The sequence below is a fragment of the Paenarthrobacter sp. NPDC089988 genome (genome assembly GCF_044748465.1).
Taxonomy (GTDB): Bacteria; Actinomycetota; Actinomycetes; order Actinomycetales; family Micrococcaceae; genus Arthrobacter.
In genome coordinates this window covers 1-23932 of sequence record NZ_JBIVGD010000032.1, presented here as the reverse complement: position 1 = coordinate 23932, position 23932 = coordinate 1, and the positions used below count along the sequence as shown (strand labels likewise).

Below are 23932 nucleotides of genomic sequence, written 5' to 3'. Positions count from 1 at the left end.
AGGACGTTCCGGTCGTGCTCTGTCGTACACCCCCGGAGCCATCGCGGCTGACTGGGAAGGAACGGCATGGATTTTCTGCGATGGCTCTTCGAAGCACAGATTCCCGTTGGAGGATCTGCGCTTGTTCTACGCGAAGTGCTTGGCAACATTTTTGGGCTCGCAAGCGCCCTCGGCGGAATGCGCCGTAAAGTCTGGGCCTGGCCCGTGGGCATTCTTGGCAACATCCTGCTGCTGACCGTGTTCCTGGGCAACGTCTTCGGCGCCGCCGCGCCGGCGACCCTGTGGGGGCAGGCCGCCCGCCAACTGATGTTCATCGCCGTCGCCGTTTATGGCTGGTACCGGTGGCAGCAAGGCCGCAAATCCGGCATTGCCGGTCGCGCCATTGTCCCCGGATGGGCAAGCCCCAAGGTCCGTATCGCCCTGGTCGGCGCCATGGTGGCCGGTACGGCAGCGCTGACTCCCTTGTTCGATGCCCTGGGTTCGTACCCGCCTGTTTGGGCCGATGCCTGGACGTTCATGGGATCCCTCCTGGCTACTTATGGCATGGCCCGCGGCTGGACCGAGTTCTGGCTGATCTGGGTTGCGGTGGACATTGTAGGGGTGCCCCTGCTGTTCAGTGCGGGTTACTACGCAAGCGCCGTGATGTACCTGTTCTATGGCTTCTTCACCCTGGCCGGATTCTTCGTGTGGTGGCGGGCTGACAAGCGCGAACGCGCAGTAACGCCAAGGATCCAGTCGACGGCGGGAGCGGTGTCATGACCGGTTCCCCTGATTTCAGCGACGCCGAGCACGCGGCCATGGACGCCGCCCTGGCCGCAGCATTGGAAGGCCCCCGGGGAGCCAATCCCTTGGTGGGTGCCGTCATCCTCAGCCCGGCGGGAGAGCAGTTGGCTGTTGGCTACCACCGGGGTGCCGGTACGGCGCATGCCGAGGCGGACGCCATCCATGAAGCCCGCAAGCAGGGAGTGGACCTGGCCGGGACCACCATGGTGGTCACCTTGGAACCGTGCAACCACGTAGGACGTACCGGACCGTGCGCCCAGGCGATCATCGCGGCGGGCATTGCCCGGGTCATCTATGCCGTCGACGATCCCCATGATCCCGCCGCCGGCGGCGCCCGGACACTTCGCTCCGCCGGCGTGGAGGTTGACTCCGGGCTGGCAGGGGCCGAGGCGCTCCAGCTCAACAGGGAATGGTTCGACGCCGTTGCCGCCAAGCGTCCGTTCGTCACCCTGCACATCGCACAGACATTGGACAGCCGCATTGCGGCGGCGGACGGAACCAGCCAGTGGATTTCGAGCCCAGAATCCCTGGCCGACAACCACAGCTTGCGGGGACTGATCGATGCGATCCTGGTGGGCACAGGCACGGTCCTGATCGACAACCCCCGCCTCACCGCCCGCGATTCAGACGGTGGCCTCTCCGGCCGCCAACCGCTGCGGGTGGTTATGGGTCAACGGGATGTTCCTGACGACGCGGCGGTCCGGGGGACGGATGGACGGTTCCTCCACTTGCCGACCCGCGACCCCGCCGAAGCACTCTCCCTGCTGTTCGAACATGGCGTGCGACACGTCATGGTGGAAGGCGGATCGAGCATCCTGAGCACCTTCCTGGCGGCGGGACTGGTGGACGAGCTGATCGTCTACCTGGCCCCCACCCTGCTGGGCTCCGGGACGCCGGCCCTTCACGACCTGGGCATCTCTACTCTGGCCGACGCCCAGCACTGGGCCTGGGACGAAGCCGGACGCGGCTCCGTCCGCACCTTGGGCAACGACCTGCGGCTGCACCTGCGGCCAACCCGGCCTGCCACCAACACAACCCCGAATTTCCCTCCCGGCAGTGAAGCCGCGGAATATGTCTCAGGAGGACACTGATGTTTACCGGAATCGTCGCCGAGCAGGGCACTGTCCTGGCCATCGAACACGAGGGCGAAACCAGCGCCACCCTGCGCTTGAAAGCGCCAAGCACTGCCGAAGGCCTGCCGTTGGGCGGCTCCATCGCTGTCAATGGCGTATGCCTCACGGCTACGCAAATTGAGGGCCAGGAGTTCAGTGTGGACGTCATGGGGGAGACCTTGGTCCGAACCACAATCGGGCAGTTGGTTCCGGGCGACTCCGTTAACCTTGAACGCTGTGTCCCGGCAGGGGGCCGCCTCGACGGACACGTTGTCCAAGGGCACGTGGACGGCGTTGGGGAACTCCGGGAACGGGAAGCCCAAGGCAATTGGGACCGCCTGCGATTTGGCGTCCCGGCCCCGCTGGCACGGTATATCGCCGAGAAGGGTTCGATCGCCGTCGACGGTGTTTCGCTGACCGTCACCGCTGTCAGCCCTGCCGCGGCGCCGGAATCATGGTTCGAAGTGGGCCTGATCCCCACCACGCTTGAGGAAACCGGCCTCGGCGCGAAGGCCCTCGGGGCGAACGTGAACCTGGAAGTGGACGTGCTGGCCAAGTACACCGAACGCCTGCTCTCCTTCGCCCCGCAGGGGAACCCCGCGCACCGTGCAGGAGACGACACCACAGCGGCAACACAGGAGGCAGCGCGATGAGCACGCCAGCCAAGACCACCCCGGACACCATCCACCGCCAGGGCCTGGATCCCGTCGAAGCAGCCATCGTGGCCATGGCCGCGGGCAAGGCCGTGATCGTGGTGGATAACGAAGACCGCGAGAACGAAGGCGACATTATCTTCGCGGCCCAGCACGCCACTCCTGCCCTGATGGGATGGACCATCCGCTATTCATCCGGCGTGATCTGCGTGCCGCTCGAAGGCGCGCGGGCCGATGCTCTTGCCCTTCCGCAGATGGTGGCCGTCAACGAGGACGCAAAGGGCACGGCATACACGGTTTCGTGCGATGCCGCCCAAGGCGTGAGCACCGGTATTTCGGCCACGGACCGCGCATTGACGGCAAGGATCCTCGCAGATCCGGGCAGCACTCCGGCCGCCATCACCCGTCCCGGGCATATTTTCCCCCTCCGCGCGGTTAAGGGAGGAGTGCGTGAACGCCCCGGCCACACGGAAGCGGCAGTGGACTTGTGCCGCCTGGCCGGCCTGGCTCCCGTGGGTGTGATCGCTGAGTTGGTACACGACGATGGCGAAATGATGCGCTTGGACAGCCTGCGCGACTTCGCCGCCGAGCACGGATGTCCCCTCATTTCGATCGAGGACCTGGTGGCATACGTGGAGGCGGTAGAGTCCGAAGGGGCACAGAATCCCAACGCACACATTTCGGTGGCAGACGAGGAGAAGCGATGACGGCATCCACGACGCGACGCAGCAGCGATTCGGAGCGCACACCCCATCCGGTGTCCGGTGGGCCGATTGTGCAATTGCCTACCGCTTTCGGTGATTTCGTAGCCCAGGCATGGACGGACCACGAAACCGGGGTTGAACACCTCGCGGTCAGCTCGCCCAACCCTCCAGCGGACGGTCGTGCACCTTTGGTGCGGCTCCATTCGGAATGCCTGACCGGTGACGTCTTCGGTTCCTACCGCTGCGATTGCGGGGAGCAGTTGGCGTTTGCCCTGGAGCTGATCCACGCGGAAGGCGGCACGCTCCTGTACCTGCGCGGTCAGGAGGGCCGTGGCATTGGCCTGGCCAACAAGATCAAGGCCTACGCCCTGCAGGAAGCCGGATTCGACACCGTGGAGGCCAATGAACAGCTGGGCCTTCCCGTTGACGCCCGGTCGTACAACGCTGCTGCCCAGATCCTGGCAGAAATGGGCCTCCACGAGGTCCGGCTGCTCAGCAACAACCCGGACAAGCAGAACCGGCTGGCCCAGGCCGGCGTCACTGTGGTGGAAATGGTGCCCACAGAGGTGCCGTCCCGCGAGCAGAACCTGCGCTACCTGCAGACCAAGAAAGACCGGATGGACCACCTGCTGACGCTCGAAACCGAGCCTGCAGGCAACGGCACAAACCCCCACACTTTCGACAACAAACAAGACTGAACGGATTTACAGCAAACAATGAGCGGACACGGCGCGCCCACCATCGACCTCACTACCCTCAACCCCGAGGAAACCTCGCAACTGAAGCTGGCCATTGTTGCGGCCAGCTGGCACACCCAGATCATGGATGGCCTCCTGGACGGCGCACTCCGCGCCGCCAAGGAGGCCGGGGTTGCCGAACCCGCAGTGCTGCGGGTTCCCGGCAGTTTCGAACTGCCTGTGGCAGCGGCCCGGCTGGCCCCGCATTTTGATGCCGTAGTTGCCCTCGGTGTGGTCATTCGCGGTGGCACGCCGCACTTCGACTACGTCTGCCAGGCGGCCACTTCCGGGCTGACCGACGTGAGCGTCCGCACCGGCGTGCCGGTAGGTTTTGGCGTCCTCACGTGCGACACCGAACAGCAGGGCCTGGACCGTGCCGGGCTTCCCGGTTCCACCGAGGACAAAGGCCACGAAGCAGTCACTGCGGCCCTGGCCACTGCGGTCACCCTCAAGCAGTTCAGCTAGTTTCGTTGCTTGCCGGTAGGGGATGTGGGTGTGTGTTCACTCACATCCCCTTCGTCATGCAACGCCCCAACAAGCGGGGCCAGCCACGAAGCAAGTAGTCTGTAGGGCGTGAAGAATTTCGAGACGCTGTTCGCAGAACTGAGTGAGAAAGCAGCGACCCGCCCGGCAGGTTCGCGCACGGTCGCTGAACTGGACTCCGGAATCCATGGCATCGGCAAGAAAGTCGTCGAAGAAGCCGCAGAAGTCTGGATGGCCGCGGAGTACGAATCCGACGAAGCCGCTGCCGAGGAAATCTCCCAGTTGCTGTACCACCTGCAGGTCCTCATGCTCGCCAAGGGCCTCAGCCTGGAGGACGTTTACAAGCATCTCTAGCCACGCCACTCCGCCTGCTTCGCCCACCTCAATGGGTGAGGCACCCCAGCCGGAGAATCCCGCGTGGCCGTGTGCCTGAAACCTCCCTTCCAAACAGAAAGTCTTTTCCATGCTCCGTGTAGCAGTCCCGAACAAGGGATCCTTGTCAGAAGCCGCCTCCGCCATGTTGTCCGAGGCCGGCTACCGCCAGCGTCGCGACAGCCGCGAACTGGTGATGGTTGATCCCGACAACGACATCGAATTCTTCTTCCTTCGCCCCCGCGACATCGCCGTGTACGTGGGACAGGGAACCCTTGATGTAGGTATTACCGGCCGCGACCTCCTGCTGGATGCCAAGGTGGAAGCCGAAGAGCTGCTTCCTTTGGGCTTTGCCCCTTCCACGTTCCGGTTCGCCGGTCCGGTCGGTGACTTTTCCGGCGTCGAGCAGCTCGAAGGCAAGCGCCTGGCCACGAGCTATGACGGCCTCCTGCGCGACTACCTCGCCGAACGCGGTGTCAACGCCACAGTGGTCCGCCTCGACGGTGCCGTCGAATCTTCGGTACGCCTCGGTGTGGCCGATGCGATCGCCGACGTCGTGGAAACGGGCAACACCCTCAAGGCTGCGGGCATGGAAATCTTCGGCGATCCGATCCTGCGATCCGAGGCTGTCCTGATCCGCCGCACCGGACCCGGTGGCGCCGCCAACGGCACCGCGAAGGAAATCGACGTGCTGATCCGACGCCTGCAGGGTGTCCTGGTGGCACGCCAGTACGTGCTGATGGATTACGACATCCGCAAGGACCTGGTGGAAGACGCCGCTGCGCTGACCCCCGGACTGGAATCGCCCACTGTTTCGCCGTTGCGCGACTCCGAATGGGTTGCCGTGCGGTCCATGGTTCCGAAGAAAGAAACCAACCGCATCATGGACGAGCTCTACGACCTCGGCGCGCGCGCCATCCTGGTCAGCAGCATCCACGCTTGCCGTATCTGACCCGGCCCGATCACCAGAGGAGCAGCACATGGCTGTAGCCGTACGCGTTATTCCCTGCCTCGACGTTGACGCCGGCCGCGTGGTCAAGGGCGTCAACTTCGAAGGCCTGCGCGACGCCGGGGACCCCGTTGAACTGGCCCACCGCTACGACAATGGGGGAGCGGACGAGCTGACGTTCCTCGACGTCACCGCCTCCTCCGGCAACCGGGAAACGACTTTCGATGTCGTGCGCAGGACTGCCGAGGAAGTCTTCATTCCCCTCACCGTCGGTGGCGGGGTGCGTGGCGTGGCCGAAGTAGACAAGCTGCTTCGCTTCGGTGCGGACAAGGCGTCCATCAACACCGCTGCCGTGGCACGCCCCGAGGTCATCGACGAGATCACGCGCCACTTTGGTTCGCAGGTGCTTGTGTTGTCGGTGGACGCCCGCCGGACCCGCGAAGGCGACCCCCCGACGTCGTCCGGTTTTGAAGTGACCACCCACGGCGGTCGTACCGGGACCGGAATCGACGCCATCGCCTGGGCCAAGGAGGCGGCCGACCGTGGAGTCGGCGAGATCCTGTTGAACTCGATCGATGCGGACGGTACCAAGGACGGCTTCGACCTTGAGCTCATCCGCCTGGTCCGCGCCGCGGTAAATATTCCGATTATCGCTTCCGGCGGCGCCGGCGAGCCAGCCCACTTCCCGCCTGCCGTGGAAGCCGGAGCCGACGCCGTGCTGGCCGCCTCCGTGTTCCACTTCGGTCCGGATGACATGATCGCCCAGGTGAAGACAGCCATTCGTGCGGCGGGCTTCGAAGTACGCTGAGCACAGACAGCCACGCGGGGTCGCTTCCGGCCTTTCATCCCTGATGGGATGGGCCGGAAGTGTCCCCGCGTTGGTGCTTAGAGTCCGATATCGGCTGACTGCAAAAGTGCGACGGCGTCCGGCTGGCCTTCGAACGTGACCAGCGCCTGGTTGGTTCGGCCGTGCGCGTGCATCAGCAACTCGCCGGGATCGCCGACGATCGCCACCGATACGGGCGCCCGTTTGGCAACGTGCCGGGGTCCCGTGGGGCGGACAAGGACGATGCCAAGGTCCACGCCGCGGTACAAGTAGGCAGCCCGCTTAATCAGTTCATCCCACAGGGCATCCGAGTAGGCCTCGTCCAGGGCGCGGGGTGCCCAGCGGTCCCCGGCGCGGCGGATGTCCTCCGTGTGCACGAAATATTCGATGAGGTTGGACGTTTCGTCCAGGGCCTTGATCTTCAAGGGTGAGAGTGCCGGAGGGCCTGCCCTGAACGTCTTCACCAGTTCGGCGTATTCGTCTGTGGTCTTCAACCTGGCCGCCAGCTTGGACGTGGCCTTGTCAGAGGCCTTGCCAAGGCTGGGGATCAGGAGGCCCAGCCCTACTGCCGCCTTGCGTTCACGCAGGTAGAGGTGCGCGGCGAGATCCCGGGTGAGCCACCCTTCGCAGAGCGTGGGGGAGTCAGGCCCGGCCGCCAGCAGGGTTTCGGCCAGTACTTCACGGGAAGGATCGACGAAATGCATCACTTGTGAAACTAGCACGATCAGGGCTCTGTTGCGCAGTGGAACCGCCGCAGAAACCGGGGTCTCCCAAAGGCACTAGACTTGATCTGATGTCAGAGCAGTCCGCACCCAGCCCAACTCCTGCCGTGGAGCTCACCAGTGACCCCGCAGAGACCCTCCCAGCGGCGATCTCAGACGCCCTGAAGCGCGATTCCGCCGGTCTTGTAGCCGCCATCATCCAGCAGCACGACACCAACGAGGTCCTCATGCTGGGCTGGATGGATGACGAAGCACTTCGCCGCACCATGACCACGGGACGGGTGACGTTCTACTCCCGTTCGCGCCAGGAGTACTGGCGCAAGGGCGACACTTCCGGGCACGTTCAGTTCGTGAAGTCAGTCGCCCTTGACTGCGACGGCGATGCCCTGCTGGTCCGTGTGGACCAAGTGGGCGCTGCCTGCCACACCGGGACCCGGACCTGCTTCGACGGGCGTGACTTCACGGTCGTCACGGGTCACCGCGACTAGGCACCCACCCTTTTACTGACGAACCACCTCATACCGAAGGCGGAAAGAATAGCCATGCAGGACCTTGGAATCATCAGCCCGGGCCTGGAAGAGTTCCGTGAACTCGCCGTCCACAGCCGTGTCATCCCCGTCCGACTCAAAGTCCTGGCCGACGCCGAGACGCCGATCGGGCTGTACCGCAAGCTGGCCAAGGGCCAGCCGGGTACCTTCCTCCTGGAATCCGCGGCTGTGGGAGGAGCCTGGTCCCGCTACTCGTTTGTCGGCGCCAAGTCGCGTGCAACCCTGACCACCAAGGACGGACAGGCACACTGGATCGGCGAACCTCCCGTCGGCGTCCCCGTGGGCGGCAACCCTGTTGAAGCGGTGCGGGACACCATCGCGGCCCTGCAGACAGACCGTTTCGAGGGCCTTCCCCCCTTTACGTCCGGCCTGGTTGGATTCCTGGGCTGGGAAGCCGTGCGCCACTGGGAACGACTGACGACGCCGCCGGAAGACGATCTGCACCTGCCGGAAATGGCCCTGAACCTTGTCACGGACATGGCCGTCCATGACAACGTGGACGGCACGGTGCTGCTCATTGCCAACGCCATCAACTTCGACAACAGCACCGAGCGCGTGGATGAGGCGTGGCATGACGCCGTGGCGCGCGTGAAGTCCATGTTGGAACAGGTCAGCACGCCCGTGGCCCAGCCGGTCTCCGTTCTTGAAGCAGCTGCGTTGGACTTCGCGTCCAGCGTGCAGGAACGCTGGGACGAGAACCAGTACCTGGAGGCGATCGACCGCGGCAAGGAAGCGATCGTTGACGGGGAAGTGTTCCAGGTGGTCATATCGCGGCGTTTCGAAATGGAATGTGCCGCCGATCCGCTGGATGTCTACCGGGTACTGCGCAACACCAACCCGAGCCCCTACATGTACGTCTTCAGCCTGGCAGATGCAGATGGCAGGGAATACTCGATAGTTGGGTCCTCTCCCGAGGCACTTGTCACTGTGACCGGGGGCGAAGTCATCACCCACCCCATCGCCGGGTCGCGTCCCCGTGGGAAGACCGTGGAGGCGGACAAGGCATTGGCCACCGAACTCCTGGCGGACCAGAAGGAACGCGCCGAACACCTGATGCTGGTGGATCTTTCCCGCAACGATCTCTCCAAGGTCTGCGTCGCGGGAACGGTGGACGTCACACAGTTCATGGAAGTTGAGCGCTTCAGCCATATCATGCATCTGGTCTCCACGGTGGTTGGCGAGTTGGCGCCTGACGCGAAGGCGTACGACGTCCTCAAGGCGACCTTCCCCGCGGGCACCCTGTCCGGCGCTCCCAAACCGCGGGCCCTGCGCCTGCTGGATGAACTTGAACCGCACCGCCGCGGCATCTACGGCGGCGTGGTGGGCTACCTGGACTTTGCCGGCGACATGGATATGGCTATCGCCATCCGTTCGGCGCTCCTGCGTGAGGGTCGTGCCTATGTACAGGCCGGTGGCGGGATCGTGGCCGATTCCCACAAGCCATCCGAAGCCCTGGAAACTGTTAACAAGGCCGCTGCCCCGCTGCGTGCGGTGCACACGGCTGGGTCGCTGCAGAACATCACGGCGGAAACCGTCCCCGACGCTGGAACTTCGGACGCCGGAACCTTCGACGGCGGGACGCCCGCCTCATGACGGCCAAGGCACCCGTCAAGGCGGCATCCACCCAACCACGGTGGGCCAGGAAATCCACTCTGGTGCTGGCGACGACCCTCCTGGCCTTCGCAGTGTTTGGAACCACCACGCAGACTTGGATCACTGTCCACTTGGATCCCGCCACGGCCTCCACTGCCGATCTGCAGGTACAGGGGAACAAAGCTGCCACGGCGGTGACTGCGCTTGCGCTGGTCTCCCTGGCAGGTGGGCTGGCGGCGTCCATCGCGGGCCGCATTGCCCGCTGGATCATTGCTGCCATCATCGCGTTGTCTGCCGTGGGCATCATTCTGGCCGCCGTGACCGTACTGGGTGACCCTCTCGGTGCCGCGCAGGGATCCATCGCCGGCGCAACAGGTGTGTCGGGTGGCCAGGCAGAGGTGGCCACGACGTTGTTCCCGGTGGTGGCGATCGTGGCCGGGGCCTTCCTGGGGGTGTGCGCCGTGATGCTGCCCTTCGCCGGCCGCTACTGGAAGAGCCGCACCAAGTATGACAAGGCGGCCAGCGGCGTAGCCGGTGGCAGCGGGCCGGTTGACGAGATCGACAGTTGGGACAGCCTCTCCCGCGGGGAAGACCCCACGTAAGCCGCCCAACACGCTTGCGGGCCGGCGTCGTGCAATAAAAGGGCACACGCTCGCCCTGACGTCGGACGATGTCCCGGCCGCCGTCAATAAATGGCAGAATGTAAGCAGTATTCATCCCGAGGAGATTCCACATGAGCAAAACCACTGTGTCCGCAAACCAAGCAGAGTCCAAGATGGCCAGCCACGCCGACGCCATCGGTCACGGCAACAGCCCGGCTGCCTGGACCTGCGTCATTGTGATGCTCGTTGGCGCCCTGATTTCTTCCATCGCCTTCGTGATCGCCAGCACTCCGATCTTCATTGGCGGAATCGTGGTCATGGTCATCGGCCTCATTGTTGGTTGGGCCATGCGCAAGGCCGGCTACGGAGTGGGCGGCAGCAAGCTGCAGAACAACGGCCACTGATCGTGACCGTTCTTGATGACATCATTGCCGGCGTCAAGGAGGACATGGAGGCCCGCCGCCGGCTTGTGTCCCCGGTAGAGCTCAAGGACCGCATCGCAGCAGCGAGCCCGGCCCGTGACGCGTGGGCCGCCCTGGGTGGTCCGTCTGCCAGCCGCGATGAACTCAAGGTCATCGCGGAGATCAAGCGCCGCAGTCCCTCCAAGGGTGACCTGGCGCCGATCTCCGATCCCGCATCCCTTGCCGTCCAGTACGCGGATGGCGGAGCCTCCGTGATCAGCGTGCTGACCGAGCAGCGCCGCTTCGGCGGTTCCCTGGCCGACCTCGATGCTGTTCGGGCCGCCGTCGATGTCCCGCTGTTGCGCAAGGACTTCACGGTGGACGAGTACCAGATCCACGAAGCACGGGCCCACGGCGCGGACCTTATCCTCCTGATCGTGGCTGCGCTGTCCGATGCCCAGCTGGCGGACTACAGCGCCCTGAGCCACGAACTTGGCATGAACGTGCTCGTGGAGACGCATACGGAACAGGAAATCGAACGCGCCATCGCGGCTGAGGCCCGGATCATCGGGGTCAACGTCCGCAACCTCAAGACGCTCGACGTCGACCGTTCGGTTTTCGGGACACTGGCGGGACTCATCCCGGCTGAGGCGGTTGTGGTCGCCGAATCCGGCGTGCGCACCGCCGACGATGTCAGCCACTACGCGGCCAGCGGCGCGAACGCCATCCTGGTGGGCGAGGCTTTGGTCAGCGACCAGACGCCCCGCGAACGCATTTCTGAATTCAAGGCAGCTGGAGCTGCCGCCATCGCCGTTAGGAACTGAGGCAGTACCTGAAGCAAGGCGACAGCCATGAGGCAGCCCGGGCAATCGCCCGAGGCTGCCTTGTGGCACGTGAACTACCCAACTAACTGGAACAGGACGGTGAGACTGATGGTGGACGCGCCAACAGCCGGCTCGGAGCAGAATGCGGCCGACGCATTCCTGGCAGGTGGCACCTCGCTGCGCAATGCCGCGGGACCCTACTTCGGCAAGTACGGTGGCCGTTGGATGCCCGAGTCCCTCATCGCAGCCCTCGACGAGGTCCAGGACACGTTCGAGAAGGCAAAGGCCGATCCCGACTTCCTCGCCCAGCTGAAGGACCTCAACAAGAACTACTCCGGCCGTCCGTCGCTGCTCACCGAGGCCAGGAACTTCTCGAAGCACGCCGGTGGGGCCAGGATTTTCCTGAAGCGCGAAGACCTTAACCACACCGGCTCCCACAAGATCAACAACGTCCTTGGCCAGGCGCTCCTGGCCAAGCGCATGGGCAAGACCCGCGTCATTGCCGAGACCGGCGCCGGACAGCACGGCGTAGCCAGTGCCACCGCAGCGGCACTCCTGGGCCTCGAATGCGTTGTCTACATGGGAGCCGAGGACTGCCGCCGCCAGGCCCTGAACGTTGCCCGAATGCAGCTTCTTGGTGCAACGGTGGTGCCAGTAACCAACGGTTCCCAGACGCTGAAGGACGCCATCAACGATGCCCTCCGCGACTGGGTGGCCAACGTGGAGAACACCCACTACCTCCTGGGTACTGCCGCGGGCGCGCACCCTTTCCCGGCCATGGTCCGGTTCTTCCACGAGGTTATTGGCGAGGAGGCCCGCGCCCAGATCCTGGAACAGACCGGGAAGCTCCCCGACGCCATCTGCGCGTGCATCGGCGGTGGATCCAACGCAATCGGCCTGTTCCACAGCTTCCTGGATGACGCATCCGTGAAGATCTACGGCTTCGAAGCCGGCGGCGAGGGCGTGGAAACCGGCCGGCACGCCGCAGCCATTTCCCTGGGCCGCCCAGGTGTGCTCCACGGTGCCCGCTCCTACCTCATGCAGGACGAGGACGGGCAGACGATTGAGTCGCACTCCATCTCGGCTGGCCTGGACTACCCAAGCGTTGGCCCGGAGCACTCCTACCTTGCCGACATCGGACGGGTCACCTACGAGCCCATTACCGACACCGAAGCAATGGACGCCTTCAGCCTCTTGTGCCGCACCGAAGGCATCATCCCTGCCATCGAGTCCTCCCACGCCCTGGCCGGTGCCATCAAGGTGGGACAGCGTCTCACCGAAGGCAAAGAGAACCCCGCCGAGGTTTCCGTGATCGTGAACCTGTCCGGCCGTGGCGACAAGGATGTGGAAACCGCAGCAGCCTGGTTCAACATGCTCGACGACGAGGGGCACGTGCGGGGGACCACCCTGTCCACGCGCAAGCCCAAAGGCCCGTCGGAGCGATCATCCGAGGCAGCCACAGATGTGAACGGGGACCAAGGCTAATGACTGAACAATTCGCCAGCAAATCTGCTGCCGCCATCGACCGCGCCAAGTCCGAAGGACGGGCCGCCCTGATCGGCTACCTGCCCGCCGGATACCCGACCGTACAGGAAAGCATCGACGCCGGCATTGCCTTGGCGCGCAACGGCGCCGACCTCATCGAGATCGGCATTCCGTACTCTGATCCCGTCATGGACGGCCCTGTTATCCAGGCAGCCACCACGGAAGCCATTGCCAACGGGTTCCGCGTTTCGAACGTCTTCGACGTCGTTGCCGGCATCACCGCGGTTACGGACGCGGCAGTGCTGGTCATGACGTACTGGAACCCGGTAATGCGCATGGGCGTGGACGAGTTCTCGCGCCGCCTCGCTGAAGCCGGGGGAGCGGGCCTCATCACTCCGGACCTCATCCCGGACGAGGCTGACGAGTGGTTCGAAGCTTCGGACAAGTACGGTCTGGACCGTGTATTCCTGGTGGCACCCTCCTCCACTCCCGAACGCCTCGACATGACTGTGAAGGCCAGCCGTGGATTCGTTTACGGTGTGTCCATCATGGGTGTCACCGGTGCCCGCCAGTCGGTCAGCAGCAGTGCCGAAGACGTGGTTGCCCGTGCGCACGCCGCAGGAGCCGAGCGGGTATGCGTCGGGCTGGGTGTTTCCAACCCGGACCACGTCCGCGAAATCGCCGCCTACGCCGACGGTGTGATCGTTGGAACCGCCCTGGTGGCGGCCCTCCGCGATGGCGGCGTCGACGCCGTCGGGCAACTCACCAAGAACCTCAGCGCCGGCCTGGGCCGCGCAGCTGCAGACGCCTAGGAAAAGGAACAGCAAAGCCCCATGCAGACCGTCCTCCACGCAGCGGCAATGGTCCCCTTGAGTATCCCGAGCCCCTCGTGGTCCGGTTTCGACATTCCGCTGCCGTGGGGGACGTTGCGCATCCATGCGTATGCGCTCTGCATCCTTGCGGGCATCATCGTTGGCCTGTGGCTGACGTCCGTCCGCTGGAAGCGCCGAGGCGCTCCCGAGGGCAGCCTGTGGGATATTGCCATCTGGGCCATTCCGTTTGGCATCATTGGTGGGCGTCTGTACCACGTGTTTTCGTCACCGGATGCATACTTCGGTCCTGGCTTCGACGGCACCGGTGACCTTTCCCTGATCCCGCAGATCCAGCGCGGCGGCCTCGGTATTTGGGGTGCTGTGGTGTTGGGGGCAGTAGGTGCCTGGATTGGTTGCCGCCGTGCCGGGCTGAAGCTGACGGCGTTCCTTGACGTGGCGGCCCCGGGTCTCTTGCTCGCCCAGGCGATCGGACGGTGGGGCAACTGGTTCAACCAGGAGCTGTTCGGTGCGCCCACCACTCTTCCGTGGGGCCTGCAGATCGATCCTGCCAATGCGAACTTCCCCGCCGGAATGCCTGCGGATACCCTGTTCCATCCCACGTTCCTTTACGAATCCTTGTGGAACCTGTTGGGCGTGGGGCTGCTCCTGGTCCTGGACCGCAGGTTCCACTTCCGCCGCGGACGCCTGTTCTGGCTTTACGCCATGTACTACACCGTTGGCCGCGTGTGGATCGAAGCGCTAAGGATAGACGACGCCGAGCAAATCACCCTCTTCGGGATCACTACCCGGCTTAATGTTTGGACGAGCATACTGGTGTTCATCGTGGCCATGGTGATCTTCCTGATCCTTGGACGCGGTGGCCGACCGGTGCCTGATACCCCGTATTTGGCGGGACGGGAGCCCGAGGTGGCACCCTCCAAAGATGACGCTCCGGTGACGAGCGTCACGAGTCATGATGTGGAACGATCTGTCTCAGATAGTGGTTCCCGTGATAATCTCCCTGATAACCAAAGCGATCCGGGCCACGTTGACGAGCCGCAGGAAGCAGCAGGTGATTCCGGTAAGGCGGCTCAGGCCAGGCCGGGCTCTGAAACTGCCGCGACTGCCGCAAGGAAGGCCCCCGGATCTACGCCGGAGGCTGACGACACCAAGTAGTCGCTTTCGGTAAAGGGGCAACAGAGTCACCGCTCGTAGGGCCCAGTCCACAGCGTCGTGGCACCCCGGAATCCGGATCGCAACATACCGATGTTCACCGGTCTCGCCGGGGCCAGTGGTCTGCGTAACTGTTAGTTTCGCAAGGCTGGCTGGCCTACAATTTCCAATAACTAGCGCTTTGTTGTGCCCATCACAGGCAAGCAAGGTGGGGCCAACGTTGTCCCTTCCATACGCACGATCACGAGGAAGGACGTCTCCCATGACCCATCTTCATAACCCCGGTTGGTCCGAAAACATCGAACCCCAGGGTGCCATGTCTCCGTTCAAGCGCTTCGCTGCGCTTCCGGAGGCCCAGGGGCTTTATAACCCCGATGCGGAGAAGGACGCCTGCGGCCTGGCCATTATTGCCACGCTCCGCGGAGAACCGGGATACGACATCGTGGAAGCGGCACTGACTGCGCTCCGCAATCTCGAACACCGTGGTGCCGTTGGCGCCGATGAGGGCACCGGTGACGGCGCAGGCCTGCTCATGCAGGTGCCGGACGAGTTCTTCCGGGCCGTCACTGAATTCGAACTCCCGGCTCCCGGACAGTACGTGGTTGGAACCGCGTTCCTCCCCGCCGAGTCGCGCGAAGCAGCAACAGCAAAGGCCGGCATCGAGTCATTGGCTGCCGACGAGGGCCTGACGGTCCTGGGCTGGCGCGAAGTTCCCGTGGTGGCCGACCTGGTTGGTGCCATGGCCCGCGCCTGCATGCCTTACTTCTCCCAGCCGTTCTTTGCTTCGGCCACTGGCGAGCAGCTTGAGCGCAACGAACTCGACTCCCGCGCCTGGCGGATCCGCAAGCGTGCCCAGAACAAGTTCGGCGTGTACTTCCCGTCGCTGTCCTCGCGCACCATTGTGTACAAGGGCATGCTGACCACGGCCCAGCTGGAGCCGTTCTACCCGGACCTTTCGGACAAGCGCTTCAAGACCAAGCTCGCGATCGTCCACTCGCGCTTCTCCACCAATACCTTCCCCTCCTGGCCTTTGGCCCAGCCTTTCCGCACCATCGCCCACAACGGCGAGATCAACACGGTCAAGGGCAACCGGAACTGGATGCGCGCACGGCAGTCGCAGCTCGCCAGCCCACTCCTTGGCGATACCCCGGAAGAGCTGTACCCGATCTGTACTCCGGGAGCTTCCGACTCCGCGTCCTTCGATGAAGTAGCCGAGCTCCTCTGGCTCTCCGGACGGCCCATCACGCACTCGATCATGATGATGATCCCGGAGGCGTGGGAGAACCATGCCACCATGGATCCGGCACGCCGCGCCTTCTACGAATACCACTCCCTGCTCATGGAGCCGTGGGACGGTCCCGCAGCTGTTTCCTTCACCGACGGCAACCTTGTTGGCGCCACCCTGGACCGCAATGGCCTGCGCCCGGGACGCTATTGGATCACCGAAGACGGCCTGATCGTTTTCGCCTCCGAAGTCGGCGTCATCGAGGTGGAGCCGTCCAACGTGGTCAAGAAGGGCCGTGTGGCCCCCGGCAAGATGTTTCTGGTGGACACCGAAGCCGGCCGCATCATCGACGACGCCGAGGTCAAGGCCGAGGTTGCTGCGGCCAACCCGTGGGCCGAGTGGCTCAAGGACAACCTGATCGACATCAACGAACTCCCCGAACGTGAGCACGTGCTGCACACCGCAGCGTCGGTCAACATCCGCCAGCGCACCTTCGGCTACACCACCGAGGAACTGAAGATCCTGCTTGGGCCCATGGCCCGTACCGGTGCCGAGCCCTTGGGCGCCATGGGATCCGACACCCCTGTTGCGGTGCTGTCCAAGCGTCCGCGCCTGCTGTTTGACTACTTCGTGCAGTCCTTCGCGCAGGTCACCAACCCGCCGCTGGACGCCATCCGTGAAGAACTGGTGACGTCGCTGAAGTGCGCCATCGGTCCCAACGGCAACCTTCTGGACGGCAAGCAGGTCCGCCAGCCGCAGATCTCCCTGCCGTTCCCCGTGATCAACAACGACCAGCTCGCCAAGATCGCGAACATCGAAAACGTCGACGGCGACCGCATCGCCATGAAGGTCCGTGGTCTCTACCGCCCCGAGGGCGGAGAAGCAGCCCTGCGTGCCCGCCTGACCGAAATCTGCGAGCAGGTTTCCGGTGCGATCAACCGTGGCGTGCAGTACATCGTGCTTTCCGACCGTGACTCCAACGCGCAGTGGGCACCCATCCCGTCGCTCCTGCTGGTCAGCGCCGTCCACCACCACCTGCTCCGCAGCGCCAACCGCACCAAGACCGCGTTGGTGGTCGAGGCGGGCGACGTCCGCGAGACGCACCATGTGGCAGTGCTTATTGGTTACGGTGCTTCTGCCGTCAACCCGTACCTGGCCATGGAGTCCGTGGAACAGCTGATCTCCAACGGCGATGTTGTGGGCGTGACCCCGGAAGACGGCGTCTACAACCTCATCAAGGGCCTGGGCAAGGGCGTCCTGAAGATCATGTCCAAGATGGGCATTTCGACGGTTGCTTCCTACACCGGCGCCCAAACGTTCGAAGCACTGGGCCTGTCCCAGGAACTCGTGGACGAATTCTTCTCCGGCACGCACTCGCAACTGGGCGGCGTGGGCCTGGAAGTCATCGCGGCCGAAGTTTCGGCGCGCCACCAGATGGCCTACCCCGAGGGCGGCATCGAGCACCCGCACCGCCCGCTGCTGGGTGGCGGCGAGTACCAGTGGCGCCGCGACGGCGAGCCGCACCTCTTCAACCCGGAGACGGTGTTCCGCCTGCAGCACGCCACGCGCGAACGCCGCTACGACATCTTCAAGCAGTACACCAAGGGTGTTGACGACCAGTCCGAAAACCTCATGACCTTGCGCGGCCTGCTCAAGTTCAAGGACGGTATCCGCCCTGCCGTCCCGCTCGAGGAAGTGGAGCCGGTCTCCAGCATCGTCAAGCGTTTCTCCACCGGTGCCATGAGCTACGGCTCCATCTCCAAGGAAGCGCACGAGACGCTGGCCATTGCCATGAACCGTTTGGGCGCCAAGTCCAACACGGGTGAGGGCGGCGAGGACGTGGACCGCCTGCTGGATCCGGAGCGCCGTTCCGCCATCAAGCAGATCGCGTCCGGCCGTTTCGGTGTGACCAGCCTGTACCTGACCAACGCCGATGACATCCAGATCAAGATGGCCCAGGGTGCCAAGCCCGGCGAAGGTGGCCAGTTGATGGCGCAGAAGGTCTACCCCTGGGTGGCCCGGACCCGCCACTCGACCCCCGGCGTGGGCCTTATTTCCCCGCCGCCCCACCACGACATCTACTCGATCGAAGACCTCGCGCAGCTCATCTACGATGCCAAGCGCGCCAACCCTTCGGCACGGGTACATGTGAAGCTGGTTTCGGAAGTCGGGATCGGCACTGTGGCGTCCGGCGTGACCAAGGCGAAGGCCGACGTCGTGCTTGTGTCAGGTCACGACGGCGGTACCGGCGCCTCGCCGCTGAACTCGCTCAAGCACGCGGGTGTGCCGTGGGAACTCGGGCTCGCCGAGACGCAGCAGACCCTGATGCTCAATGGCCTGCGCGACCGTGTGGTGGTCCAGGTTGACGGCCAGCTCAAGACCGGCCGCGACGTTGTCATTGCCGCCCTGCTCGGTGGCGAAGAGTTCGGTTTCGCAACGGCTCCGCTGGTGGTTGAAGGCTGCATCATGATGCGCGTCTGCCACCTGGACACCTGCCCGGTGGGTGTTGCCACGCAGAACCCCGAGCTCCGCGCCCGGTTTACCGGCAAGCCAGAATTCGTGGTCAACTTCTTCGAGTTCCTCGCAGAGGAAGTCCGCGAAATCCTTGCCGGGCTTGGTTTCCGCAGCATCGAAGAGGCAATCGGCCATGCCGAGGTTCTCGACACCCGCGACGCGATCGACCACTGGAAGGCCGACGGCCTGGATCTCGATCCGATCCTGCACGGCCTCGAGTTCGACGACGACGTGCCGCTGCGCAACATGGTGGGCCAGAACCACGAGCTGGACAAGCACTTCGACCAGCGACTCATCACCATGGCGCAGGAAGCACTCAGCGACCGTATGCCTGTCAAGATCACCCTGGACGTCATCAACACGGACCGTTCCGTGGGTACGATGCTGGGCCATGTGGTGACCAAGACGTTCGGCACCGATGTTCTGGCGACCGACACGATCGACGTCACGCTCAACGGCACGGCCGGCCAGTCCTTGGGCGCCTTCCTGCCCGCAGGCATCACCCTGCGCATGTTCGGCGACTCCAACGACTACGTTGGCAAGGGCCTCTCCGGTGGACGCATCATTGTCCGCCCGGACCGCACCAACGTGTTCCAGGCCGAGCGCAACGTCATTGCAGGCAACGTCATCGGTTACGGTGCCACGAGCGGTGAGCTCTTCCTCCGTGGCCAGGTGGGCGAACGCTTCCTGGTCCGCAACTCCGGTGCCACCGCCGTCGTCGAAGGTATTGGCGACCACGGCTGCGAGTACATGACCGGCGGCCAGACGCTCATCATCGGCCGCACGGGCCGCAACTTCGGTGCCGGCATGTCCGGCGGTACGGCCTACGTGCTGGACCTGCAGCCCGAGCGCGTCAACAAGGACGCGCTGGACTCCGGCGAGCTCCAGCTCCTTGAACTGGACGCCGAAGACCGCGACATTGTCCACGGCCTGCTCGTCAAGCACCTTGAAGAAACCGAATCCGTCCTTGCCGGCCGGTTGCTCGAAAACTTCGACGACACTGCTGCCCGCATCACCAAGGTACTGCCGCGAGACTACGCTGCAGTCCTGCAAACCCGCCTCAACGCCATCGAAGAGGGCCTCGACCCCGACGGCGAAGAAGTATGGTCCCGAATCCTGGAGGTAACCGGTGGCTGATCCACGCGGATTTCTGAAAGTCCGGCAGCGCGAGACGCAGCCACGCCGTCCCGTTCCGGTCCGCATCATGGACTGGAAGGAAGTCTACGAGGCCCAAGAGAAGGGCGTCCTGAAGAGCCAGGCCGGCCGCTGCATGGACTGCGGCGTTCCGTTCTGCCACCAAGGGTGTCCGCTGGGTAACCTCATTCCCGAGTGGAACGACCTCGTGTGGCGGGACAAGGGTGAAGAGGCCATTGAGCGCCTCCACGCCACGAACAACTTCCCCGAGTGGACCGGTCGCCTCTGCCCGGCTCCGTGTGAAGCTTCCTGCGTGCTGGGCATCAACCAGCCTGCCGTGACCATCAAGCAGGTTGAGGTTTCCATCATCGATGAAGCCTTCGACAACGACTGGGTCCAGCCGCTTCCGCCGACGCGCCTCACCGGCAAGACCGTAGCCGTGGTTGGCTCCGGCCCCGCAGGCCTCGCGGCCGCACAGCAGCTGACACGCGTAGGTCACACGGTTGCCGTGTACGAACGCGACGACAAGATCGGCGGCCTGCTCCGCTACGGCATCCCCGACTTCAAGATGGAGAAGGACCAGGTGGATCGCCGCCTGGAGCAGATGAAGGCCGAAGGCACCCGCTTCCGCACCGGCGTCGCCGTCGGTACGGATGTGACGTGGGAGCAGCTGCGCCGCCGCTACGACGCCGTGGTGATCGCCACAGGTGCCACCGTTCCGCGCGACCTCCCCATCCCCGGCCGCGACCTCGATGGCGTGCATTTCGCCATGGACTACCTGGTACCGTCCAACCGGGTGGTGGCGGGGGAGAGTCCCGAAAACCACATCAACGCCCGTGGCAAACACGTGGTGATCCTCGGTGGAGGCGACACCGGTGCGGACTGCATCGGTACCGCGCACCGCCACCAGGCAGCCTCGGTCACTACCTTGGCGATCGGCAAGCAGCCGCCGCTGGAGCGTGCGTCGCACCAGCCGTGGCCGACGTTCCCCACGCTCTTCGAAGTGGCAAGCGCCCACGAAGAAGGCGGCGAGCGTACCTACCTTGCCTCCACCGTTGAGTTTGTTGGCGAAAACGGCAAGCTGACCGGAGTCAAGGTTGCCGAAACGGAGTTCGTCGACGGCAAGCGCCTCCCCAAGGCCGGAACCGAGCGGGTCATCCCCGCGGACCTCGTGTTCCTTAGCCTCGGCTTCACCGGCGCCGAGCCGGCAGGCATTACCGAACAAGTAAGTGCAGAGTTTGACGCCCGTGGCAACGTTGCCCGTGATGGCTACTACATGACGAATACCGAAGGCGTGTTCGTTGCCGGCGATGCCGGACGTGGCCAGTCTCTGATTGTGTGGGCCATCGCCGAAGGCCGTGCGTGCGCGGCCGCCGTCGATAAGTTCCTCATGGGAAGCACGATCCTCCCGGCACCGGTCGCCCCCACCGACCGGGCAATCGCGGTCTTATAGCGCCGGCAGGAATGTTCTTTTACTCAATCAGCAGAACACTACTTAGGGTAGGTATATGAGACGCGCGAAAATTGTGGCAACTTTCGGCCCGGCTATCTCCAGCTATGACAACACCCTCGCGGTGCTGGAGGCCGGCGTCGACGTTGCGCGTATGAACATGAGCCACGGCGACTACTCCGTGCACGACAACACCTACGAGAACGTCCGCAAGGCTTCCGCCCAGCTGCAGAAGCCGGTGGCCATCATGGCCGACCTCCAGGGACCCAAGATCCGTCTGGGCCGTTTCGTCGACGGACCGCATGAGCTGGCTGTTGGCGACACCTTCACCATCACCACCGAAGACGTCCCCGGTACCAAGGACATCTGCTCCACCACGCTGAAGAGCCTCACCGAGGACGTCAACGTCGGCGACGCTTTGCTCATCGACGACGGCAAGGTGGCCCTGCGCGCCATTGAAGTTGACGACGTCAAAGTTGTTGCCACCGTTACCGTTGGCGGCAAGGTCTCCAACAACAAGGGCATCAACCTTCCCGGTGTTGCCGTCAACGTCCCCGCGCTGAGCGAAAAGGACGAGGACGACCTCCGTTGGGCCCTCAAGCGTGGCGTTGACTTGGTTGCGCTTTCGTTCGTTCGGGACGCTGCCGACATCAAGCGCGTCCACGAAATCATGGACGAAGAAGGCCGTCGCGTACCGGTCATTGCCAAGATCGAAAAGCCGCAGGCCGTGGACCAGCTCCACGAAATCATCGACGCGTTCGACGCCATCATGGTTGCCCGTGGCGACCTCGGTGTTGAACTGCCGCTGGAAGAGGTGCCGATCGTCCAGAAGCGTGCCATTGAACTGGCCCGCCGCTGGGCCAAGCCGGTCATCGTGGCCACCCAGGTCCTCGAGTCCATGATCGACAACCCGCGCCCGACCCGTGCAGAGGCTTCCGACTGCGCCAACGCCGTGCTCGACGGCGCCGACGCAGTGATGCTGTCCGGCGAAACCTCGGTGGGTCAGTACCCGATCGAAACCGTCAAGACCATGGCCCGGATCATCGAATCCACCGAAGAGCACGGTCTTGAGCGCGTACCCCCGCTGGGTACCAAGCCCCGCACCCGTGGTGGTGCCATCACCCGTGCCGCAGTGGAAATCGCCGACCAGTTGGACGCCAAGTACATCTGTGCGTTCACCCAGTCCGGCGACTCGGCCCGCCGCCTGTCCCGCCTGCGTCCGGTCAAGCCGGTCTTCGCGTTCACTCCGGTTGAGCACGTGTGGAACCAGCTGGCACTGACTTGGGGCATCCGTCCCGTGCTCGTCTCCATGGTGGGACACACCGACGAAATGACCGCCCAAGTGGACAAGAGCCTGCTGGACATGAAACTCGTTGAGGAAGGCGACCTGGTGGTCATCGCAGCCGGTTCCCCTCCAGGACAGGCCGGATCCACCAACTCGCTCAAGGTCCACAAGGTAGGCGACCTCGCCGACACCTCGGCCCCCGACTCCTCCCGCAAGGAGCCCGTTGGTCCTTGGCCTGAGAAGAAGTCCAAGGCGAAGGCGTAGTCTTCGTTCTTCGATGGGCAGGTCCCGCCGGTTGGCGGGGCCTGCTTTTCGTTTATGCTACATCCGTTCAGTTCGACGGCGGGTGGTCGCTTTTGTGGGCTGCGCTTCGGTGCGTGGGGCGCACCGGCGAGTGCCGGCGTCGTGGGTGTGCTTTCGGAGGTGTGGTGGTCGCTGGGGTGACTGCCGGCGTCGTGGTCTTAAACGCAGAAGGGCGGCTTCCGAATCGGAAGCCGCCCTTCGTTGGCTTGGTGCTAGTTGACCTGGTTAATGATGGTCTCGGCGACCTCGCGCATGCTGAGGCGGCGGTCCATGGAGGTCTTCTGGATCCAGCGGAACGCCTCGGGTTCGGTGAGGCCCATCTTTGTGGTCAGGAGGCTCTTGGCGCGCTCAACGAGCTTGCGGGTGGCGAACTGCTCTTGGAGGTCCGAAACCTCGTTCTCGAGGGCCTTGATCTCTTCGTGGCGGGAGAGGGCGATCTCGATGGCGGGGACGAGGTCAGCCGGGGTGAAGGGCTTGACCACGTACGCCATGGCGCCGGCGTCGCGGGCGCGCTCAACGAGTTCTTTCTGGCTGAAAGCCGTGAGGAGCACAACCGGAGCGATGCGTGCCTTAACGATCTTCTCCGCGGCGGAAATGCCATCCATGACGGGCATCTTGACGTCCATCAGGACAAGATCGGGCTTCAGTTCCTCGGCCAGTTCAACAGCCTTTTCGCCGTTATCAGCCTCGCCGACGACGTCGTAACCCTCGCCCTTCAGGATCTCGATAATGTCCAGGCGGATGAGAGTCTCATCCTCGGCGACGACAACGCGTCGGGCCGGCTGGGCTGCGGGTGCGGACTCCGTCTGTTCGGTCACGGGATCTCCTTGCAAAGGTTCGGCGGGTTCAAGTCCATCTTAGTGTGGACGCATCCGGGGCAGGTTTTGTTGCACCCGGCGCGCCCGGTTCTTTGAAACAGCCTATCTGCATGTAGAGTAGTTTCGCGTGCTGGGAACGGATCGCGTTGCTCACAGAAATGTAGCTGTTTTCCGCCCAGTATCTCCGCGCCCGAGTGGCGGAATTGGCAGACGCGCCGCACTCAAAATGCGGTATCGAAAGGTGTGTGGGTTCGAGTCCCACCTCGGGCACGGCATAACCCCTCGTCAGAGGGGCTTTTGCTTTTAAGTGTGTACAAAGCTTGACATGGGGGTTATAGGACAAAACGTGTGTAAATTCCGGGCGCGTCATGATCGTCCGGCCCAGCCGGTGCGGTGCCATAGGCCTTCGTCGGGGCTGAGTCCG

Annotated in this window: 22 protein-coding genes and 1 tRNA gene; 21 read left to right on the top strand and 2 right to left on the bottom strand. The window is 64.1% G+C overall.

Translation table 11 applies throughout. The features are described from left to right. Positions 1–66: 66 nt before the first annotated feature. The 9 genes from pnuC (at position 67) to hisF (ending at position 6601) form a co-directional block, all read left to right on the top strand. On the top strand, positions 67–759 hold the full coding sequence (gene pnuC / locus ACIPV6_RS22675) for a nicotinamide riboside transporter PnuC (RefSeq protein WP_400273053.1): 693 nt from the start codon (positions 67–69) through the stop codon (positions 757–759). Beyond that, positions 756–1874, top strand: a complete 1119-nt coding sequence (gene ribD, locus ACIPV6_RS22670; RefSeq protein WP_400273052.1) for a bifunctional diaminohydroxyphosphoribosylaminopyrimidine deaminase/5-amino-6-(5-phosphoribosylamino)uracil reductase RibD — start codon at positions 756–758, stop codon at positions 1872–1874. The genes pnuC and ribD overlap by 4 nt, the downstream gene beginning before the upstream one ends. Next, the gene (locus ACIPV6_RS22665) at positions 1874–2548 is read left to right on the top strand and encodes a riboflavin synthase (protein WP_400273051.1); all 675 of its coding nucleotides are present in this window, start codon (positions 1874–1876) and stop codon (positions 2546–2548) included. Before ribD ends, ACIPV6_RS22665 begins: the two co-directional genes overlap by 1 nt. Next, on the top strand, positions 2545–3255 hold the full coding sequence (gene ribB, locus ACIPV6_RS22660) for a 3,4-dihydroxy-2-butanone-4-phosphate synthase (protein WP_400273050.1): 711 nt from the start codon (positions 2545–2547) through the stop codon (positions 3253–3255). Before ACIPV6_RS22665 ends, ribB begins: the two co-directional genes overlap by 4 nt. Then, on the top strand, positions 3252–3950 hold the full coding sequence (gene ribA, locus ACIPV6_RS22655) for a GTP cyclohydrolase II (RefSeq protein WP_400273049.1): 699 nt from the start codon (positions 3252–3254) through the stop codon (positions 3948–3950). Before ribB ends, ribA begins: the two co-directional genes overlap by 4 nt. An 18-nt stretch (positions 3951–3968) precedes the next feature. Then, positions 3969–4454, top strand: a complete 486-nt coding sequence (ribH, locus tag ACIPV6_RS22650; protein ID WP_400273048.1) for a 6,7-dimethyl-8-ribityllumazine synthase — start codon at positions 3969–3971, stop codon at positions 4452–4454. 108 nt (positions 4455–4562) lie between these two features. Beyond that, on the top strand, positions 4563–4826 hold the full coding sequence (locus ACIPV6_RS22645; RefSeq protein WP_018778638.1) for a phosphoribosyl-ATP diphosphatase: 264 nt from the start codon (positions 4563–4565) through the stop codon (positions 4824–4826). Positions 4827–4935: 109 nt separating this feature from the next. Next, entirely contained in the window at positions 4936–5796 is an 861-nt protein-coding gene (hisG, locus tag ACIPV6_RS22640) for an ATP phosphoribosyltransferase (protein WP_397322754.1), read from the top strand. 28 nt (positions 5797–5824) lie between these two features. After that, positions 5825–6601, top strand: coding sequence for an imidazole glycerol phosphate synthase subunit HisF (gene hisF / locus ACIPV6_RS22635; protein ID WP_400273047.1), 777 nt, complete (start codon positions 5825–5827; stop codon positions 6599–6601). A gap of 77 nt (positions 6602–6678) precedes the next feature. Here hisF and ACIPV6_RS22630 read toward each other — a convergent pair whose 3' ends face one another. Then, on the bottom strand, positions 6679–7323 hold the full coding sequence (locus tag ACIPV6_RS22630) for a TIGR03085 family metal-binding protein (protein ID WP_400273062.1): 645 nt from the start codon (positions 7321–7323) through the stop codon (positions 6679–6681). An 89-nt stretch (positions 7324–7412) separates the two neighbouring features. Between ACIPV6_RS22630 and hisI the strand changes: the two genes are divergently transcribed. The 11 genes from hisI to pyk all read left to right on the top strand — a co-directional run bounded on the left by hisI (position 7413) and on the right by pyk (position 22651). Continuing rightward, positions 7413–7829 (top strand): phosphoribosyl-AMP cyclohydrolase, encoded by a 417-nt coding sequence (hisI, locus tag ACIPV6_RS22625; protein ID WP_400273046.1) that lies wholly within the window; start codon positions 7413–7415, stop codon positions 7827–7829. A gap of 54 nt (positions 7830–7883) precedes the next feature. Continuing rightward, positions 7884–9482: an anthranilate synthase component I gene (locus ACIPV6_RS22620; protein ID WP_400273045.1), complete on the top strand. Its 1599-nt coding sequence runs from the start codon at positions 7884–7886 to the stop codon at positions 9480–9482. Next, positions 9479–10084: a Trp biosynthesis-associated membrane protein gene (locus ACIPV6_RS22615; RefSeq protein ID WP_400273044.1), complete on the top strand. Its 606-nt coding sequence runs from the start codon at positions 9479–9481 to the stop codon at positions 10082–10084. The genes ACIPV6_RS22620 and ACIPV6_RS22615 overlap by 4 nt, the downstream gene beginning before the upstream one ends. A gap of 131 nt (positions 10085–10215) precedes the next feature. Then, complete coding sequence (locus ACIPV6_RS22610; protein WP_387436269.1) at positions 10216–10488, top strand: HGxxPAAW family protein; 273 nt, start codon at positions 10216–10218, stop codon at positions 10486–10488. A 2-nt stretch (positions 10489–10490) separates the two neighbouring features. Further along, positions 10491–11309, top strand: coding sequence for an indole-3-glycerol phosphate synthase TrpC (trpC, locus tag ACIPV6_RS22605; RefSeq protein WP_400273043.1), 819 nt, complete (start codon positions 10491–10493; stop codon positions 11307–11309). 108 nt (positions 11310–11417) lie between these two features. Then, positions 11418–12794: a tryptophan synthase subunit beta gene (trpB, locus tag ACIPV6_RS22600; RefSeq protein ID WP_400273061.1), complete on the top strand. Its 1377-nt coding sequence runs from the start codon at positions 11418–11420 to the stop codon at positions 12792–12794. After that, complete coding sequence (gene trpA, locus ACIPV6_RS22595; protein ID WP_400273042.1) at positions 12794–13606, top strand: tryptophan synthase subunit alpha; 813 nt, start codon at positions 12794–12796, stop codon at positions 13604–13606. The genes trpB and trpA overlap by 1 nt, the downstream gene beginning before the upstream one ends. A gap of 21 nt (positions 13607–13627) precedes the next feature. Next, positions 13628–14782: a prolipoprotein diacylglyceryl transferase gene (lgt, locus tag ACIPV6_RS22590; RefSeq protein WP_400273041.1), complete on the top strand. Its 1155-nt coding sequence runs from the start codon at positions 13628–13630 to the stop codon at positions 14780–14782. A gap of 259 nt (positions 14783–15041) precedes the next feature. Further along, positions 15042–19655, top strand: a complete 4614-nt coding sequence (gene gltB, locus ACIPV6_RS22585) for a glutamate synthase large subunit (RefSeq protein ID WP_400273040.1) — start codon at positions 15042–15044, stop codon at positions 19653–19655. Further along, positions 19648–21105, top strand: coding sequence for a glutamate synthase subunit beta (locus tag ACIPV6_RS22580; RefSeq protein WP_400273039.1), 1458 nt, complete (start codon positions 19648–19650; stop codon positions 21103–21105). The genes gltB and ACIPV6_RS22580 overlap by 8 nt, the downstream gene beginning before the upstream one ends. A gap of 55 nt (positions 21106–21160) precedes the next feature. Then, the gene (gene pyk / locus ACIPV6_RS22575) at positions 21161–22651 is read left to right on the top strand and encodes a pyruvate kinase (protein WP_397322738.1); all 1491 of its coding nucleotides are present in this window, start codon (positions 21161–21163) and stop codon (positions 22649–22651) included. A gap of 251 nt (positions 22652–22902) precedes the next feature. Here the strand turns inward: pyk and ACIPV6_RS22570 are convergent, their stop codons facing one another. After that, entirely contained in the window at positions 22903–23508 is a 606-nt protein-coding gene (locus ACIPV6_RS22570; protein WP_397322737.1) for an ANTAR domain-containing response regulator, read from the bottom strand. 188 nt (positions 23509–23696) lie between these two features. On the opposite strand from ACIPV6_RS22570, the gene ACIPV6_RS22565 reads away from it, so the two are divergent. Further along, a tRNA-Leu gene (locus ACIPV6_RS22565) sits at positions 23697–23778 on the top strand. The last annotated feature ends 154 nt before the right edge of the window (positions 23779–23932 follow it).